This window comes from Streptomyces sp. NPDC031497 (assembly GCF_055580905.1).
In genome coordinates this window covers 188,926-205,881 of the sequence record NZ_JBVIKO010000012.1, presented here as the reverse complement: position 1 = coordinate 205,881, position 16,956 = coordinate 188,926, and the positions used below count along the sequence as shown (strand labels likewise).

15 protein-coding genes are annotated in these 16,956 nt (G+C 69.8%); 9 read left to right on the top strand and 6 right to left on the bottom strand.

Going from position 1 to position 16,956, the window contains the following annotated elements:
- The first annotated feature begins 316 nt into the window (after window positions 1–316).
- Window positions 317–574 (top strand): hypothetical protein, encoded by a 258-nt coding sequence (locus ACZ5K7_RS25440; RefSeq protein WP_468916438.1) that lies wholly within the window; start codon window positions 317–319, stop codon window positions 572–574.
- Here ACZ5K7_RS25440 and ACZ5K7_RS25435 read toward each other — a convergent pair.
- The 3 genes from ACZ5K7_RS25435 to sucC are packed head-to-tail and all read right to left on the bottom strand — an operon-like array spanning window position 564 to window position 4,159.
- The gene (locus ACZ5K7_RS25435; protein ID WP_468916435.1) at window positions 564–2,117 is read right to left on the bottom strand and encodes an aldehyde dehydrogenase family protein; all 1,554 of its coding nucleotides are present in this window, start codon (window positions 2,115–2,117) and stop codon (window positions 564–566) included. The genes ACZ5K7_RS25440 and ACZ5K7_RS25435 overlap by 11 nt on opposite strands.
- A 3-nt stretch (window positions 2,118–2,120) precedes the next feature.
- The gene (sucD, locus tag ACZ5K7_RS25430) at window positions 2,121–3,017 is read right to left on the bottom strand and encodes a succinate--CoA ligase subunit alpha (protein WP_351699160.1); all 897 of its coding nucleotides are present in this window, start codon (window positions 3,015–3,017) and stop codon (window positions 2,121–2,123) included.
- Between the two features lie 11 nt (window positions 3,018–3,028).
- A complete protein-coding gene (gene sucC, locus ACZ5K7_RS25425; RefSeq protein ID WP_468916432.1) occupies window positions 3,029–4,159 on the bottom strand; it encodes an ADP-forming succinate--CoA ligase subunit beta in 1,131 nt (376 codons plus the stop codon).
- Between the two features lie 187 nt (window positions 4,160–4,346).
- Between sucC and ACZ5K7_RS25420 the strand changes: the two genes are divergently transcribed.
- The 5 genes from ACZ5K7_RS25420 to ACZ5K7_RS25400 all read left to right on the top strand — a co-directional run bounded on the left by ACZ5K7_RS25420 (window position 4,347) and on the right by ACZ5K7_RS25400 (window position 12,339).
- Window positions 4,347–6,029, top strand: coding sequence for a thiamine pyrophosphate-binding protein (locus ACZ5K7_RS25420; protein ID WP_468916430.1), 1,683 nt, complete (start codon window positions 4,347–4,349; stop codon window positions 6,027–6,029).
- 11 nt (window positions 6,030–6,040) lie between these two features.
- The gene (gene frc / locus ACZ5K7_RS25415) at window positions 6,041–7,273 is read left to right on the top strand and encodes a formyl-CoA transferase (RefSeq protein ID WP_351699154.1); all 1,233 of its coding nucleotides are present in this window, start codon (window positions 6,041–6,043) and stop codon (window positions 7,271–7,273) included.
- A gap of 4 nt (window positions 7,274–7,277) precedes the next feature.
- A complete protein-coding gene (locus ACZ5K7_RS25410) occupies window positions 7,278–9,422 on the top strand; it encodes an acetate--CoA ligase family protein (RefSeq protein ID WP_468916426.1) in 2,145 nt (714 codons plus the stop codon).
- Between the two features lie 123 nt (window positions 9,423–9,545).
- Window positions 9,546–10,934, top strand: a complete 1,389-nt coding sequence (locus ACZ5K7_RS25405) for an OFA family MFS transporter (protein ID WP_468916423.1) — start codon at window positions 9,546–9,548, stop codon at window positions 10,932–10,934.
- A 1-nt stretch (window position 10,935) separates the two neighbouring features.
- Window positions 10,936–12,339 (top strand): OFA family MFS transporter, encoded by a 1,404-nt coding sequence (locus ACZ5K7_RS25400; RefSeq protein ID WP_468916420.1) that lies wholly within the window; start codon window positions 10,936–10,938, stop codon window positions 12,337–12,339.
- Window positions 12,340–12,662: 323 nt separating this feature from the next.
- Here ACZ5K7_RS25400 and ACZ5K7_RS25395 read toward each other — a convergent pair whose 3' ends face one another.
- Window positions 12,663–13,031 carry a VOC family protein gene (locus tag ACZ5K7_RS25395; RefSeq protein WP_351699147.1) on the bottom strand — a complete coding sequence of 123 codons (369 nt, stop codon included), beginning with the start codon at window positions 13,029–13,031 and terminating at the stop codon, window positions 12,663–12,665.
- A gap of 63 nt (window positions 13,032–13,094) precedes the next feature.
- Between ACZ5K7_RS25395 and ACZ5K7_RS25390 the strand changes: the two genes are divergently transcribed.
- Entirely contained in the window at window positions 13,095–13,553 is a 459-nt protein-coding gene (locus tag ACZ5K7_RS25390; protein ID WP_468916418.1) for a MarR family winged helix-turn-helix transcriptional regulator, read from the top strand.
- A gap of 285 nt (window positions 13,554–13,838) precedes the next feature.
- Window positions 13,839–14,627, top strand: a complete 789-nt coding sequence (locus ACZ5K7_RS25385) for an SAM-dependent methyltransferase (RefSeq protein WP_468916416.1) — start codon at window positions 13,839–13,841, stop codon at window positions 14,625–14,627.
- A gap of 24 nt (window positions 14,628–14,651) precedes the next feature.
- Here the strand turns inward: ACZ5K7_RS25385 and ACZ5K7_RS25380 are convergent, their stop codons facing one another.
- A complete protein-coding gene (locus ACZ5K7_RS25380; RefSeq protein WP_468916413.1) occupies window positions 14,652–15,050 on the bottom strand; it encodes a VOC family protein in 399 nt (132 codons plus the stop codon).
- Window positions 15,051–15,142: 92 nt separating this feature from the next.
- On the opposite strand from ACZ5K7_RS25380, the gene ACZ5K7_RS25375 reads away from it, so the two are divergent.
- Window positions 15,143–16,132 carry a helix-turn-helix transcriptional regulator gene (locus ACZ5K7_RS25375; protein WP_468916410.1) on the top strand — a complete coding sequence of 330 codons (990 nt, stop codon included), beginning with the start codon at window positions 15,143–15,145 and terminating at the stop codon, window positions 16,130–16,132.
- An 85-nt stretch (window positions 16,133–16,217) separates the two neighbouring features.
- Here the strand turns inward: ACZ5K7_RS25375 and ACZ5K7_RS25370 are convergent, their stop codons facing one another.
- Window positions 16,218–16,895, bottom strand: coding sequence for a GntR family transcriptional regulator (locus tag ACZ5K7_RS25370; protein WP_468916408.1), 678 nt, complete (start codon window positions 16,893–16,895; stop codon window positions 16,218–16,220).
- Window positions 16,896–16,956: the final 61 nt, after the last annotated feature.

Below are 16,956 nucleotides of genomic sequence, written 5' to 3'. Positions count from 1 at the left end.
GTCTCCGCATCACTACCGAAGGGGCGGTGCTCGTACGTACCAGGCGCACGGCCGCACCCTCCTACCGCCCGCCGAGGGCCTCGCCCGGCTCGACGAGACCGTACGGATCCCCAGGCCGATCCGGACCAGGACGTCTCCGGCTTCGAGGGCGGGTACTGCCGGCTCAAGGCACGCGTAACGAGCCCAGACCGGTGCGGCGTCCGGGTCCCCCGCTGCTCATCGGCGGCTGGGGCACCCGGCTGCCGCGTCCGGCCGGCCGAACACGCGGACATCTGGAACGCGTGCCCGGACCACCGCACAGCACCGGCACAGCACGATGGAGTCCGTCGCCGAGCGCGCCCGGGTGCTGGACGCGCACCGCGCCGGACCTGGCCGGGGTCCGGTGGAGATCGTCCGCTCGGTCCGGGCCCTGGTGTCGTACGACGAACCCGCGGCCACCCGGGCGACGGTCACGGCCCTCGTCCGGGCCGGGATGAACCACATCGTGCTGAGCCTGTCGCGCCCCTACCCGCAGGGGGTGGCCCGCCCGCTCGCCGAGGAGGTCATGGCCTCGGTGCTCGCCCTCACGGCATGAGCTGGTACTCCGGGAAGTTCCCCGGCAGCCGCTCCCCCACCGGCCCCTGTGTCACCGCGCGCACCAGCAGTTCACCGCCGACGAAGGCGCCCCGCCAGGACGCGCCGAAGCCGCCGAAGAGTTCGTCCCGGTCACCGCGTGAACGCGGTGCGCCGTGGCCGACCTTGAAGGCGCGGATCTGCGGGGCCAGCCGCGCGAAGGTGGCCTCGCCGTCGGTGGAGAGGGTGGCGACCAGCGCGCCGTTGGACGCGTTCATGGCGGCCAGCAGTTCGGCCTCCGTGTCGACCAGGACGATCGTGTCGACCGGACCGAAGGGCTCCGCGTGGTGGAGGGGTGAGGACCGGGGCGGGTTGAGGAGGGTGACCGGGTGGACGTACGCCGCGGTGTCCTGGCCGGGCAGGAAGCGAGCGTCGGCCGGGCGGCCGCGGTGCAGCGGGACGGCGCCGCGGTCGACGGCCTCGGCGACCTGGTCGGTCAGGTCCTTGGCCTTGGCCGCGTTGATCAACGGGCCGAAGTCCAGCTCGGGCAGTGCGTCGCCGGGGTAGGCGACCGCGAGGGGGTGGCCGATCCGCAGGCCCCGGACGGCCGGGAGGTAGGCGGTCAGGAACTCGTCGAACAGCTCGCGCTGGACGACGAAGCGCGGGTAGGCGGTGCAGCGCTGCTTGCCGTAGTCGAAGAGCTTGGGGACGACGGCGGTGAACGCCTCCCAGCCGGTGAAGTCCCAGATGCCCCAGGTGTTGAGCCCCTCCTGTTCGAGGACGTGCCGCTTGCCGAGGTCGGCGACGGCGGTGGCCACCGCGGCCCCGGTGTCCCGGCCGCCGACGAAGGAGACGCAGCCGATCTCCGGCGCCCGCACCAGCACCTCGGACAGCTCGCCCCCGCTGCCGCTCAGCAGTGTGACCGGCAGGCCCTCCCGGGCGGCCAGCGCGCAGGCCAGGGTGAGACAGGCGACCCCGCCGTCGGTCGGGGTCTTCGCCACCACCGCGTTGCCCGCCAGGGCCTGCACCAGTACCGCGTGCACGAGCACGCTCATCGGGTAGTTCCAGCTGGCGATGTTGGACACCGGCCCGTCCAGCGGGGCGCGTCCCGCGAGCATCGGCTCGATGCCGTCGACGTACCAGCGCACCCCGTCGATCGCCCGGTCCACGTCCGCCTGGGCCAGCCGCCAGGGCTTGCCGATCTCCCAGACCAGGAGCAGGGCGAGCAGTTCGCGGTGTTCGGTCAGGGCGTCCAGGGTGGCGGCCACCCTGGCCCGGCGCTCTTCCAACGGGACGTGCCGCCAGGCGCGGTGCTGGTCGAGGCAGGCGCGGACGGCCCGGTGCGCGGTGCCGCGGTCGAGCCGTGGGGGGCCGGCGATGGGGCTGCCGTCGACGGGGCTGGTCGCGGGCAGCGGCCGGCCGTCGGGCTGCCAGGTGCCTGCCCAGAGGTTGAGGACACGGTCGTCGCGGAAGGCCTCGGGGGCGAGGGCGAGACAGCGCGCCCAGGCGGCGCGCCACCCGGTGCCGGGCTTCTGGACCAAAGGGATCGAAGCGTCGAGGGCCATGGCTCAGCTCCCTTCCGGCTGCCGTGCGTCCAGCAGGTCGAGGACCAGCCGGGCGGTCTCGGTCGGTGTGCTCCCCACCCGCACCCCGACCGCTTCCAGCGCCTGCTGCTTGGCCCGCGCGGTGCCGGCCGAACCGGAGACGATCGCGCCCGCGTGGCCCATGGTCCGGCCCTCGGGCGCGGTGAACCCGGCGATGTAGCCGACGACCGGCTTGGTGACGTGCTCCCGGATGTAGGCGGCGGCCCGTTCCTCCGCGTCGCCGCCGATCTCCCCTATGAGGACGACGAGTTCGGTGTCGGGGTCCTCCTGGAAGGCGGCCAGGCAGTCGATGTGGTTCGTGCCGACGACCGGGTCGCCGCCGATGCCCACACAGGTGGAGAAGCCGATGTCCCGTAGCTCGTACATGAGTTGGTAGGTCAGGGTGCCCGACTTGGAGACGAGTCCGATCCGGCCCGGCTTGGTGATGTCGGCGGGGATGATGCCCGCGTTGGACTGGCCGGGGGTGATCAGGCCGGGGCAGTTGGGGCCGATGATCCGGGTGCCGTTCCGCTTCGCGTACGACGTGAAGGACACTGAGTCATGGACCGGGATGCCCTCGGTGATCACGACCGCGAGGCCGATGCCGGCGTCGGCGGCCTCCAGGACCGCCGCCTTGGCGAAGGCGGGCGGCACGAAGACGACGGTGACATCGGCGCCGGTCGCGGCCATGCCCTCCGCGACCGTGCCGAAGACCGGGACCGCACGCTCGTCGAAGTCGACGCTCTGCCCGGCCTTGCGCGGGTTGACCCCGCCGACGACGTCCGTCCCGGCGGCGAGCATCCGCCGGGTGTGCTTCATGCCCTCGCCGCCGGTCATGCCCTGGACGAGGACCTTGCTCTCCTTGGTGAGGTAGATCGCCATGTCCCGGCTCCTCAGGCGGTGTGGGCGAGTTCGGCGGCCCGGCGGGCGGCGCCGTCCATGGTGGTGGCCTGTTCGACCAGGGGGTGCGCGCGGCCGTCGAGGATCGCCCGGCCGCGGACCGCGTTGTTGCCGTCGAGGCGGACCACCAGCGGTTTGGTCAGCCGGACGGTCTCCAGGGCCCGCACGATCCCGTCGGCGACCGCGTCGCACGCCGTGATCCCCCCGAAGACGTTGACGAAGACCGACTTCACGGCCGGGTCGGAGAGGATCACCGAGAGCCCGTCGGCCATGATCTGGGCGGAGGCTCCGCCGCCGATGTCCAGGAAGTTGGCGGGGCTCGCGCCGCAGCCGGCCACCACGTCCAGGGTGGACATCACCAGGCCGGCGCCGTTGCCGATGATGCCGACCTCGCCGTCCAGCTTGACGTAGTTGAGGCCCTTGGCTGCGGCGGTCGCCTCCAGCGGATCGTGGTGCCCGTCCTCGTCCGCGCCCCAACGGGCCTGCCGGAAGCGGGCGTTGTCGTCAAGGGTGACCTTGCCGTCGAGCGCCAGGATCCGGCCCTCCTTGGTCCGCACGAGCGGGTTCACCTCGACGAGCAGGGCGTCCTCGCGGACCAGCACCTCCCAGAGCCGGACCAGGACGTCCACCGTCTGCGGTGGCAGTCCGGCGGCCCCGGCGATCTCCTGGGCCTTGGCGGAGGTGACGCCCACGGCGGGATCGACGGGCACCCGGGCCACCGCCTCGGGACGGGTCGCGGCCACCTCCTCGATCTCCATGCCGCCCTCGGCGGAGGCGATCGCGAGGAAGGTGCCCGCCGCGCGGTCCAGGACGTACGAGACGTAGAACTCGCTGTCGATCTCCACGGGTTGGGCCAGCATCACCTTGCCGACCGTGTGCCCCTTGATGTCCATGCCCAGGATCTGCCGGGCCGTCAGTTCCGCGGCGGCCGGGTCGGCGGCGAGCTTGACGCCACCCGCCTTGCCCCGGCCGCCGGTCTTGACCTGCGCCTTCACTACGACCCGGCCGCCGAGCCTGCGGGCGATCTCGCGGGCCTCCTTGGGCGAGTCGGTGACCTCGGCCCTCGGCACCACGATGCCGTGTTCCTCGAAGAGTTCCCTTGCCTGGTGTTCGTACAGGTCCATTCCGGCTCCTGTCTGCGAAGTCATCCAGAAGTCATCGAGAGGCCGAACTCCGATGACTGAAAAGTGCCGCACGCCCCCTGGACACCACCCACCGGATGCGGGATAACAAGCTTCATACAGTATTCGTCGACTGTATGCAATGTACGAAGACGGCATCCCACCCCCTACGAAGGGACAGGACTTCGCCATGCCCGACGACACCCAGGACGTGATTTCCGGTGGTCATCTCGTTGCCAAGGCACTGAAGGCCGAGGGGGTCGACCGCATCTACACCCTCTGCGGCGGCCACATCATCGACATCTACGACGGCTGCGTAGACGAGGGCATAGAAGTCGTCGACGTCCGCCACGAGCAGGTGGCGGCCCACGCCGCCGACGGCTACGCACGTATCACCGGCAGGCCCGGCTGCGCGGTCGTCACCGCCGGTCCGGGGACGACCGACGCCGTCACCGGGGTCGCCAACGCCTTCCGCGCGGAGTCCCCGATGCTGCTGATCGGCGGCCAAGGTGCGCTCACCCAGCACAAGATGGGGTCCCTGCAGGACCTTCCGCACGTCGACATGATGGCGCCGATCACCAAGTTCGCGGCGACCGTCCCGGACACCGCCCGCGCCGCCGACATGGTCTCCATGGCGTTCCGCGAGTGCTACCACGGCGCTCCCGGCCCCTCCTTCCTGGAGATACCGCGCGACGTCCTGGACGCCAAGGTCCCGGCGGAGAAGGCGCGCGTCCCCAGGTCCGGCGCCTACCGGGCCTCCACCCGCTCGGCCGGCGACCCGGAGGCGATCGAGAAGCTCGCCGACCTCCTCGTGCACGCGGAGAAGCCGGCCATCCTGCTGGGCAGCCAGGTCTGGACGACCCGCGGCACCGCGGCCGCCATCGAGCTGGTCCGCACCCTCAACGTCCCGGCGTACATGAACGGCGCCGGACGCGGCACCCTGCCGCCCGGCGACCCGCACCACTTCCAGCTCTCCCGCCGGTACGCGTTCTCCAACGCCGACGTCATCGTGATCGTCGGCACGCCCTTCGACTTCCGCATGGGCTACGGCAAGCGCCTCTCCCCCGCCGCGACCGTCGTGCAGATCGACCTCGACTACCGCACGGTCGGCAAGAACCGCGACATCGACCTCGGGATCGTCGGCGACGCGGGCCTGGTGCTGAAGTCGGTGACCGAGGCCGCCTCCGGACGCGTCAACGGCGGGGCCTCCCGGCGCAAGGAGTGGCTCGACGAGCTGCGCGCCGCCGAGCAGACCGCACTGGAGAAGCGGCTGCCTCAACTCCGCTCGGACGCCTCCCCCATCCACCCCTACCGCCTGGTCAGCGAGATCAACGACTTCCTCACCGAGGACTCGATCTACATCGGCGACGGCGGTGACATCGTCACCTTCTCCGGGCAGGTCGTGCAGCCCAAGTCCCCTGGCCACTGGATGGACCCGGGCCCGCTCGGCACCCTCGGCGTCGGCGTCCCCTTCGTGCTCGCCGCCAAGCAGGCCCGCCCCGACAAGGAGGTGGTCGCCCTCTTCGGCGACGGCGCGTTCTCGCTCACCGGCTGGGACTTCGAGACGCTGGTCCGCTACGACCTCCCCTTCGTCGGGATCGTCGGCAACAACTCCTCGATGAACCAGATCCGTTACGGCCAGGCCGCCAAGTACGGCAAGGAGCGCGAGCGGGTCGGCAACACCCTCGGGGACGTCCACTACGACAAGTTCGCCCAGATGCTGGGCGGTTACGGCGAGGAGGTCCGCGACCCCGCCGACATCGGCCCCGCGCTGCGCCGGGCCAGGGAGTCGGGCAAGCCGTCGCTGATCAACGTCTGGGTCGACCCGGACGCGTACGCCCCCGGAACCATGAACCAGACCATGTACAAGTGAGGTGACCGCCGATGACCACCAAGGCACTCGAAGGCATCCGCGTCCTCGACATGACGCACGTCCAGTCGGGGCCGTCCGCCACCCAGCTGCTCGCCTGGCTTGGCGCGGACGTCGTCAAGCTGGAGGCACCGACCGGTGACATCACACGCAAGCAGCTGCGTGACCTCCCGGACGTCGACTCCCTCTACTTCACGATGCTCAACTGCAACAAGCGGAGCATCACCCTCAACACCAAGACCGAGCGCGGCAAGGAGCTCCTCACCGAGCTGATACGCCGCTCGGACGTGATGGTCGAGAACTTCGGTCCCGGCGCGGTCGACCGGATGGGGTTCACCTGGGACCGCATCAAGGAGATCAACCCCCGGATCGTGTACGCGTCCATCAAGGGGTTCGGGGAAGGCCCGTACACCGACTTCAAGGCGTACGAGGTCGTCGCCCAGGCGATGGGCGGCTCGATGGCCACCACCGGATTCGAGGACGGGCCGCCGCTGGCCACGGGCGCGCAGATCGGTGACTCCGGCACAGGGGTGCATACCGTGGCCGGGATACTGGCGGCGCTCTTCCAGCGGGAGCACACCGGACGCGGCCAGCGGGTCAACGTCGCCATGCAGCACGCCGTGCTCAACCTCTGCCGGGTGAAGCTGCGCGACCAGCAGCGCCTGGTGCACGGGCCGCTCGCCGAGTACCCCAACGAGGACTTCGGCGACCAGGTGCCCCGCTCCGGCAACGCCTCCGGCGGCGGCCAGCCCGGCTGGGCGGTCCAGTGCGCGCCGGGCGGCCCGAACGACTACGTGTACGTCATCGTGCAGCCGGTCGGCTGGCAGCCGATCACCCGGCTGATCGGCCGGCCGGAGCTCGCGGACGACCCGGAGTGGGCGACCCCGGAGGCCCGTCTGCCCAAGCTCAACAAGATGTTCCAGCTGATCGAGGAGTGGTCCTCGACGCTCCCCAAGTGGAAGGTGCTGGAGCAGCTCAACGCCCACAACATCCCGTGCGGGCCGATCCTCTCCACCAAGGAGATCATCGAGGACGAGTCGCTGGTCGCCAACGAGATGGTGGTCACCGTCCCGCACCCCGAGCGCGGCGAGTTCGTCACCGTCGGCAGCCCGCTCAAGCTCTCCGACTCCCCCGTGGACGTGACCAGTTCACCGCTCCTCGGCGAGCACAACGCAGAGGTCTACATCGGCGAACTCGGTCTGGGCGACGAAGAGTTGCGCCTGCTCAAGTCGAACGGAGTGATCTGACGTGATGGCTGAGGACCGGGAGCTGCGGGTCCGCGAGCTGCTCGACTCCGTGCGCGCGGAGGGCCGTACGGCACTGACCGCGCCGGAGGGCAAGGTGATCGCCGACGCGTACGGGATCGCCGTACCGGGCGAGGAACTGGCGACCGACGTCGACGAGGCGGTGGCGTACGCGGCGCGCTTCGCCGGGCCCGTGGTGATGAAGATCGTCTCGCCGGACATCCTGCACAAGACCGACGCGGGCGGGGTGATCGTCGGGGTCGAGGGCGCGGCGGACGTACGCGCGGCCTTCCACCGGATCGTCGAGAACGCGAAGGCCTACGACGCCGACGCGAAGATCGAGGGCGTACAGGTCCAGGAGCTGCTGCCGCAGGGCACGGAGGTGATCGTCGGCGCGGTCACCGACCCCACCTTCGGGAAGGTCGTGGCGTTCGGGCTCGGCGGGGTGCTGGTCGAGGTGCTGAAGGACGTGACCTTCCGGCTCGCGCCCGTCTCCGCCGACGAGGCGCTGTCCATGCTCGACTCCATCAAAGCGGCCGAGGTGCTGCGCGGGGTGCGCGGGCAGGCCGGCGTGGACCGGTGGGCGGTGGCCGAGCAGATCCGGCGGGTCTCCCAACTGGTCGCGGACTTCCCGGAGATCGCCGAGGTGGACCTCAACCCGGTGATCGCCACCCCACAGGGCGCGGTCGCCGCCGACATCCGGATCATCCTCGCCGAGAAGCAGCCGCCGCCGCGCCGGAAGTACGCGCGCGAGGAGATCCTCACCTCCATGCGCCGGCTGATGCAGCCCCGCTCGGTCGCCGTGATCGGCGCCTCCAACGAGCCGGGCAAGATCGGCAACTCGGTGATGCGCAACCTCGTCGACGGCGGCTTCGCCGGGGAGATCCATCCGGTGAACCCCAAGGCCGATGACATTCTGGGCCGCAAGGCGTACAAGAGTGTCACGGACGTTCCCGGAGAGGTGGACGTGGCAGTCTTCGCCATTCCCGCCAAGTTCGTGGCAGCGGCGCTGGAGGAGGTGGGCCGCAAGAAGATCCCCAACGCCGTCCTGATCCCCTCCGGTTTCGCGGAGACCGGCGAACACGAGCTCCAGGAGGAGATCGTCGCGATCGGCGAGCGGTACGGCATCCGTCTCCTCGGCCCGAACATCTACGGCTACTACTCGACCTGGCAGGACCTGTGCGCCACGTTCTGCACGCCCTACGACGTGAAGGGCGGCGTGGCGCTGACGTCCCAGTCGGGCGGCATCGGGATGGCGATCCTCGGCTTCGCGCGGACCACCAAGACGGGTGTGTCGGCGATCGTCGGCCTCGGCAACAAGTCGGACCTGGACGAGGACGACCTGCTGACCTGGTTCGGCGAGGACCCGCACACCGAGTGCATCGCGATGCACCTGGAGGACCTCAAGGACGGCCGCGCCTTCGTCGAGGCGGCGCGGAACACCGTACCGAGGAAGCCTGTCGTGGTCCTCAAGGCGGGGCGTACGGCGGCCGGTGCCAAGGCGGCGGGCTCGCACACGGGGGCCCTCGCGGGTGACGACGCGGTGTATGACGACATCCTGCGGCAGGCGGGTGTGATCCGGGCGCCGGGCCTCAACGAGATGCTGGAGTACGCGCGTGGCCTGCCGGTACTGCCGGCCCCGCGGGGCGACAACGTCGTGATCATCACCGGCGCGGGCGGCAGCGGTGTGCTCCTGTCCGACGCCATCACCGACAACGGCCTGTCCCTGATGGAGATACCGCCGGACCTGGACGAGGCGTTCCGCCGCTTCATCCCTCCCTTCGGCGCCGCGGGCAACCCGGTGGACATCACGGGCGGCGAGCCGCCGTCGACGTACGAGGCGACGATCCGGCTCGGTCTTGAGGACCCGCGCATCCACGCCCTGGTCCTCGGCTACTGGCACACCATCGTCACCCCGCCGATGGTGTTCGCGGAGCTGACCGCGCGGGTGGTCGCGGAGTTCCGGGAGCGGGGCATCGAGAAGCCGGTCGTCGCCTCGCTCGCGGGGGACGTCGAGGTCGAGGAGGCCTGCCAGTACCTGTACGAGCGGGGGGTCGTGGCGTACCCGTACACGACCGAACGGCCGGTGGCCGTGCTCGGCGCCAAGTACCGCTGGGCGCGGGCGGCCGGACTGCTGGGGGGCGGCTCATGACCTAGCCGAGGAGGGGGCCGGCCGGCGGTGCGCTGCGGCCGGCCCCGGGACCCGTGCGCGCACGAAAGGCATTGGACAGGGGGCGCTGGCCAGAGCTTTCGACGCAAGGGGTGCTGAACGAACATGTCATCCATCGATCTAACGACGTCCGTCCCCTTCAGGGAGGTGACGGACCGCAACGGCCGCACATACCGGATCGGCGAGACCGACGTCGATCTGATGGGCCGCACACGCAAGTGGATGGTCATCCTGCCCTGGGTGGGCATGATGGGCATCAGTTCCGCCGAGTACGCGTTCACGTCGGCGGAGGACACGCTGCACGAGGCACATCTGTGGAGCAGCGGGCACATCTTCTGGCTGATGGGCGTCTGGGTGTTCTTCCAGGCGGCCGTGGCCTTCCCGGCCGGGCAACTGCGGGAGAGCGGACGGCTTCCCGCGCGTACGGCCATGCTGATCGGCGCGGTCGGCACCCTGCTGGGCTACGTGGCACTGGCGTTCGCGCCGAACGTGGTCGTCGCCTACCTCGGCTTCGGCATGTGCAGTGGCATCGGCGCCGGTCTCGTCTACGCGACCTGCGTGAACATGGTCGGCAAGTGGTATCCGGAGCGCAAGGGCGGCAAGACGGGCTTCGTGAACGGCGGTTTCGCCTACGGATCCGTGCCGTTCGTGTTCCTCTTCACCTCCGTCCTCGACCTGAGCAACTACAGGGTCCTGCTCACCTCCGTCGGCATCGGACTGTGTCTGGTGGTGGCGTCGGCCGGCTGGTTCTTCAAGGACCCGCCGAAGAACTGGTGGCCGCCGCACGTAGATCCGCTGAAGGCCACTCAGGATCCGCGGATAAGGCGGGCGTTGGAGAAGAACCCGCCGGCGGTCAAGCAGTACACCCCGAAGGAGGCTGCCCGTACGCCCGTCCTGTGGATGATGTGGTTCTGCCTGCTGTGCACGGCCGGGATCAACATCTTCGGCATCGCCTTCCAGGTGCCGTTCGGCAAGGACATGGGGTTCGCGGGCGGGATCGTCGCCACGGCCATGTCCCTGAAGGCGATCGTCAACGGCACCGGCCGCGGGGTCATCGGCTGGATCTCCGACCGCTACGGCCGCCGCAACACACTCATCATCGTGTGCATCGTGCTGGGCAGCGCGCAGTTCGGTGTGCTGGTCTCCGGCCAGATGGGCAGCATGCCGTTCTTCCTGTTCTGCTCCATGGTCTCCGGGTTCGGCGGCGGGGCGATCTTCCCGCTCTTCGCGGCCATGACGGCGGACTACTTCGGTGAGAACAACAACGCCACCAACTACGGGATGGTCTACAGCTCCAAGCTGATCTCCGGCCTGGTGGGCTCCGGTCTGGGCGCGGTCGTCGTCGGCGAGTGGGACTACCACGGCGCGTTCGTGCTCGCGGGCTCCGTCGGCCTGGCCTCCGCGGTGCTGGCGCTCTTCCTCAAGGCACCGGGCAGGCCCAGCGCCCGGCGCATCGTCCCCAACCCGCATCCGCTCGGCGAGGAGATGGCGTGACATGACGGCAGACCCTGTAGCCACGAACAGCACCGGTGCTCAGCGGCGGCCGTACCGTGAGGTGACGGACGCCCGCGGCCGGGTGTACCGGATCGGGGAGACCGACCGGGACATCCTCGGCCACTCCCGCAACCTCATGGTGTACCTCCCGTGGGTGGCCATGATGGCCATCAGCGTCTTCGAGTACGCGTACGGCTCCGCGGAGGACACGCTGTCCCACGCGCACGGCTGGACGCAGTCCAACACCTTCTGGATCCTGAGCATCTGGGTGTTCTTCCAGGCCGGCATCGCCTTCCCGGCGGGCTGGCTGCGCGAGAAGGGCATCCTCACGGCCCGCCGGGCGATGTACACCGGCTCCGTGATGTGCCTGATCGGCTTCCTGGCCCTCTCGCACATCAGCGAGATATGGCTGGCGATCATCGGCTTCGGCGTGATCGGCGGTCTCGGCTCCGGCCTGGTCTACGCGACCTGCATCAACATGGTCGGCAAGTGGTTCCCCGAACGCCGGGGCGCCCGCACGGGTTTCGTGAACGGCGGCTTCGCCTACGGCTCACTGCCCTTCATCTTCATCTTCAACTACGCCTTCGACACGGCCAACTACCACCGGGTGCTGGACCTCATCGGCGCCTACGTCATGGTCGTGGTCCTGGTCACCGCGTTCTTCTTCAAGGACCCGCCGAAGAACTGGTGGCCGGCCGACATCGACCCGCTCGCTCCCTCGGGCGACACCAAGAACGCCACGGCTCTCGCCAAGAACCCGCCCGCGGTACGGCAGTTCACCCCGAAAGAGGCGATCCGCACGGGCATGCTCCCCCTGATGTGGATCGCGATCGTCATGACGGCGGGCGTCTCGATCTTCGGCATCTCCTTCCAGGTGGACTTCGCCAAGGACGTCGGCTTCGGCCCACTGGTCGCGGCCTCCTCGATGGGCGTGATGGCGGTCATCAACGGCATCGGCCGCGGCGTGGTCGGCTGGCTCTCCGACCGCCTGGGCCGCAAGCCGACCCTGGTCTTCGTGATCGTCGTCCTCGGCCTCGCCCAGTTCGGCGTGATCTGGGCCGGTGACGTCAAGAGCGAGTGGCTGTTCCTGTTCTTCGCCTTCCTCTCCGGCTTCGGCGGCGGCGCCTTCTACCCGCTCTTCGCCGCCCTCACCCCGGACTACTTCGGCGAGAACTACAACGCCACCAACTACGGCCTGGTCTACAGCGGCAAACTCGTCAGCGGCCTGTTCGGCGGCGGCCTCGGCTCCATGGTGGTCGGCGCCTGGGGCTACAACGGCGCGTACGCCCTGGCCGGCGGCATCTCGATGCTGGCGGCCGGGGTGGCCCTGCTGCTCCGGCAGCCGGGCCGCGGCCCAGGCGCGACGGCGAAGGTGAGCGCGGTACAACCGCAGACAGCGACCTGACGGGTTCCGCGGAACCTTACGTCGAGGTCTCCCCAGCGGTTGAGTCCCGGACCGACATCCGGGACTCAACCGTTTCCGGGCGCGGCGCCCCGGACAGCCGCGGGCATGGCGCCGGTCAGCAGGGTCGACCACTCGACAGGGCGACACCGCGTGGGCGGGATGCACCTGTTGGCCGACCACTTCCAAGCCGAGGTCATCCAGCCGGCAGAACGTCGCCAGGTCAGCAGGGCAGAAGGCAGCGTCACGCACGAGCCCAGGGCGCAACCACCGTCTTCGGGGATCGGTCTTCGGGGATCGGTGATCGTCCGGTGGCGTTCGGCCGATCAGGCGCGGTCGTGGAGCGTGACCTGGTATCCGTCGGGGTCGGCGAAGGTGAAGGTCCGGCCGAAGGGGCCGTCGATCGGTGCGGAGACGATGGTGTGACCGTCGGCGGCGAGCGCGTCGTGGATGGCCTGGACGTCGGTGGCGTGGAGCCAGATCGCGGCACCGATGCCGGGCTGAGCGACGGACGCGAGGTCGGTGCCGGGAATGACGTCGCGGAGTGCGAACGCGATCGGCTTCGTCTCGAAGACGACGGCGTGCGGAGGTCCGGCCGGCGAGCGGACGAGGCCGAGGTACTGCTCGTAGAACGCCTGCGAAGCGTCGAGGTCGCGCGCTTGGAGCGAGATGAAGTCGGGGCCGGTGGCGGGCATGATGACGCTCCCTCTTTTCGTGTCAGTTTTCTGACACGCATCAACCTATGTCAGAATACTGACATGAGTCAAGAAGGTGTCGGCGTCGACCTGGAGACGTCACTGGGCTACCTGCTGAAAGAGGCGTCGAGCGTCCTCCGCGCGGCCATGGAGGAGGTGCTGCGGCCGCTCGGCATGAGCGTGACGCACTACTCCTGCCTCGAGCTGCTGGCGCAACGACCGGGCTTGTCGAACTCCGAGCTCGCGCGGGGCGCGTTCGTGACACGGCAGACGATGAACGTGCTGCTCCAGGCCCTGGAACGAGACGGCTACGTGACCAGGCCCGCGGAGGCGCCCGTCGGGAAGGTGCTTCCCACGCGACTCACGCCCCGCGGCCGACAGAGCCTGGAGAAGGCGACCGCGGCGGTCCGGTCCGTCGAGGTCAGAATGCTGGCCGGCCTGACCGAGACCGAGCAGGCAGGAGCGTTCCGGATCCTGCAGAGCATGATCCACTCCCTGCGCGATGACAACGGGGGTGCATAGCTCGTTCCCCGGCGCACGTCTCGCCGCGCCCGGACAGGAGTGATGAGCAGAATCCCGAGGCCGTGGGGGGAGCGGGATGTCCTGGGTCTGGCTGCACTTCTCGTGCCAGGCCGAGTAACCCGGCCGCTGGGCCGTCGCGCATGCGAGCGTGCCGCACATCGAGCGACAACTCCGCGTGAGGGCAAGGCCAATGGCACAATCGCCATGCCCTCTACTGCCTCGTCCACGGCGCACGAAGCGACCTCGGTGAGTCGGTCAGCGATCTAGTACACGCTGGAGTCATGCATGTCGGCAGACCCCACCCGCGACAGTCGTATCGACACGAGCCGGCCCCATCCGGCACGCGTCTACGACTGGCTGCTGGGCGGCAAGGACAACTACCCGGTCGACGAGGAGGTGGCGGCGAAGCTGCCACCGGAAGCGCGTCTCAACGCCATGCGCAACAGGGCGTTCATGCACCGCGCGGCGGCCTGGCTGGCCGGCAACGGCATCGACCAGTTCCTCGACATCGGGACGGGCATCCCGACCCAGCCGAACCTGCATCAGATCGTGCAAGCCGTAGTGCCGTCGGCGCGGATCGCCTACGCCGACAACGACCCCATCGTGCTGCGGCACGCGGAGGCTCTGCTCATCAGCAGTCCCGAGGGAAGCACCGACTACATCGAGGCCGACGTACGGAAGCCGGGAACCATCCTCGACCACGCCCGTACGTTCCTGGACTTCACCCGGCCCGTCGCGCTGTCGATGATCGCGCTGATGCACTTCATCACCGACGACGAGAACCCCTACGGTCTTACGCGGACGCTTCTCGACGCGCTGCCGTCGGGCAGTTACCTCATGTTCTCGCACGGCACCACGGATGAGCACCCGCACCTCGCCAAGTCGGTGACCACGACCTACCGCAAGGGCGAGATCCCGCTGCGCATGCGTACGCGGGCCGAGATCGAGCCGTTCTTCGAGGGCCTGGAACTGGTGGCTCCTGGGCTGGTCACGGCGACCCATTGGTACCAGGATTCACCGGCTCCCACCCCGGAGTTGAGCGGCTTCTACGTCGGCGTCGCCCGCGTGCCGTAAGAACGTCCCCGATGCTCCCTGCTGTCAGCGTGCGAACTTCTCGATGGCCGCCGGGGTGACGGGGGTGAAGAAGTTGACGAGGTTGCCGTCGGGGTCGCGGAAGAGCAGCGACCGGTTGCCCCAGGGCATCGTGGTGGGTTCGTTGACGAAGTCGGTGACGAAGCCGGTCAGGTCCCGGTGAACGCGGTCCACGTCGTCGACGCGGAACTCGGTGATCACGCTGTGGTTGTCCGCCGGGCGGGCAGAGCCCGGGGCGAACAGCGGGACGGTGCGGGTGCCGGCGATCGCGAGGGTGGCGTGGGGAGTCGTGAGTTCGGCGAAGTCCTCCGTGGCCCATATCGCCCGCACCCCGGTGGCTCGCTCGTAGAACTCGACGAGGCGGGCGACGTCGCCGGTGATGATGCGGATCGAGACGAAGTCCATGGTGCTCTCCTTGGCTGACGGGGTTGCTGCACGTCGTAGGCTAGGAGAGATAGGGGACAGAATCCGTCCTGTATTCGCCTTAGGCTGTGCACATGCCTCGACCCACCGGCCGCGTGCTGACACTCCTGGAACTGCTGCAGTCAGGCGGAACCCGGACGGTGGCCGAACTCGCCGACCGGCTCGGCGTCGACGGGCGCACCGTGCGGCGGTACGTGGATCATCTGATCGACCTTGACGTGCCCGTGGAGTCGGTGCGCGGCCGCTACGGCGGGTACCGGCTCGCCCCCGGGTACCGTCTGCCTCCGCTCATGCTCAGCGACGACGAGGCGCTGGCCGTGCTGCTCGGCCTGGTCGCCGGCCGCCGGGCAGGGTTGATGACGGCGGAGCGCACGGCGAGCGAGACGGTGTCGGCGAAGATCCGGCGGGTGCTGCCCCGGCACGTCGCCCGCCGGCTCGACACGCTCCTGGAATCCCTCTCCTTCACGGATCAGCCCGGTGAGTTCGCCACCCCGGACGCCGGCGTCCTGCTCACCATCGCCGATGCGGTACGCCACCGCCGGCCGGTCTCGGTCAGATACACCGACCGCGACGGCCGGCGCAGCCAACGCACACTGCACGCGTACGGGATCGTCGCCCATGCGGGCCGGTGGTACGTCACGGGCACGGACCCCGAGATCGGCGAGGCCCGAACCTTCCGGCTCGACCGCATCGCGGACGCGAGGACCCTGCCCGGCTCGTTCGAGGTGCCCGTGGGTCCCGATCCGGCACAGCGCGTGTTGTCAGGGTTCGCCACGGCCGAGTACCGGCACGAGGTGACCTTGCGGATCCACGGGACCGTCGAGCAGATCCGCGCCCACCTTCCCGCAAGCGTCGCGAGCGTGGAGGAGCACGCGCCCACGGCGGACGAGGACCGGGCGACCGAGCGCTGGCTGCGCGTCGAACTACGGGCGGAGCGGCTCGACTGGCTGCCTCCGGCACTCGCCTCACTGGACCGGCCGTTCGTCATCGAGCGCCCCGACGAACTGCGCGACCTCGTCATCGCGCTCGCCGATCGCCTCACGTCCTCCGCCCGCCAGGCCTGACGGTGCGGAACCGATGTCATGAGACGGATCACCGCCGACGGACCTTACCGCTCCGGTCCTCGGGGCGATCGTGCCGGCGGCACGGTCAGGGCTTGGCCCGCTCGTGGTACGACCGCCGGGTGTGCTCGGTGTGTTCGCGCATCAGGCGGGTCGCCAGCTGTTCGTCGCGGGCCATGATCGCCGCGATCAGTTCGCGGTGCTCGATCCATGACTGGTGGCCGCGCTGCCGGGCCACCGGCGTGTAGTACCAGCGGACCCGGCGGTCGACCTGGGCGGCGAGTTCGGCGAGGACCGCGTTGCCGGCCAGGTCCATGATCTTGGCGTGGAACGCGGCGTTCAGGGCGACGGCCCCGTCCACGTCGTCCGCGGCGACCGCCTTCTCGCCCTCGGCGCAGAGGGATTCGAGAGCGGCCACTCCCGCACTGCCCGCCTCGGCCGCCGCCAGCCGCGCCGCCTCCGCCTCCAACAGGGTGCGGACGGTGAGGAGTTGGTCTGCCTCGTCTTCCGTGGGCTCGTGGACGAACGCGCCCTGGGCGGGCCGCAGATCGACCCAGCCCTCGGTGTTCAGCCGTTGCAGCGCCTCGCGCACCGGCTGCCGGGAGACCCCGAGGTGGCCGGCGAGTTCGCTCTCCACGAGATGCTGGCCGGGCTGGAGGGCGCGGGTGGTGATGAGTTCCAGCAGCGCCTCGTAGACGCGGTCGCGGAGCGGGCCGGGGCGTTCGAGCTTGGGCACCGCGCCCTGCGGCAGTCCGGCTGACAACATCGGGTCCCCCTTCGGCAGACACCCGTTACGAGCGGACACTCAGTATCGATTGTCTTTCGTC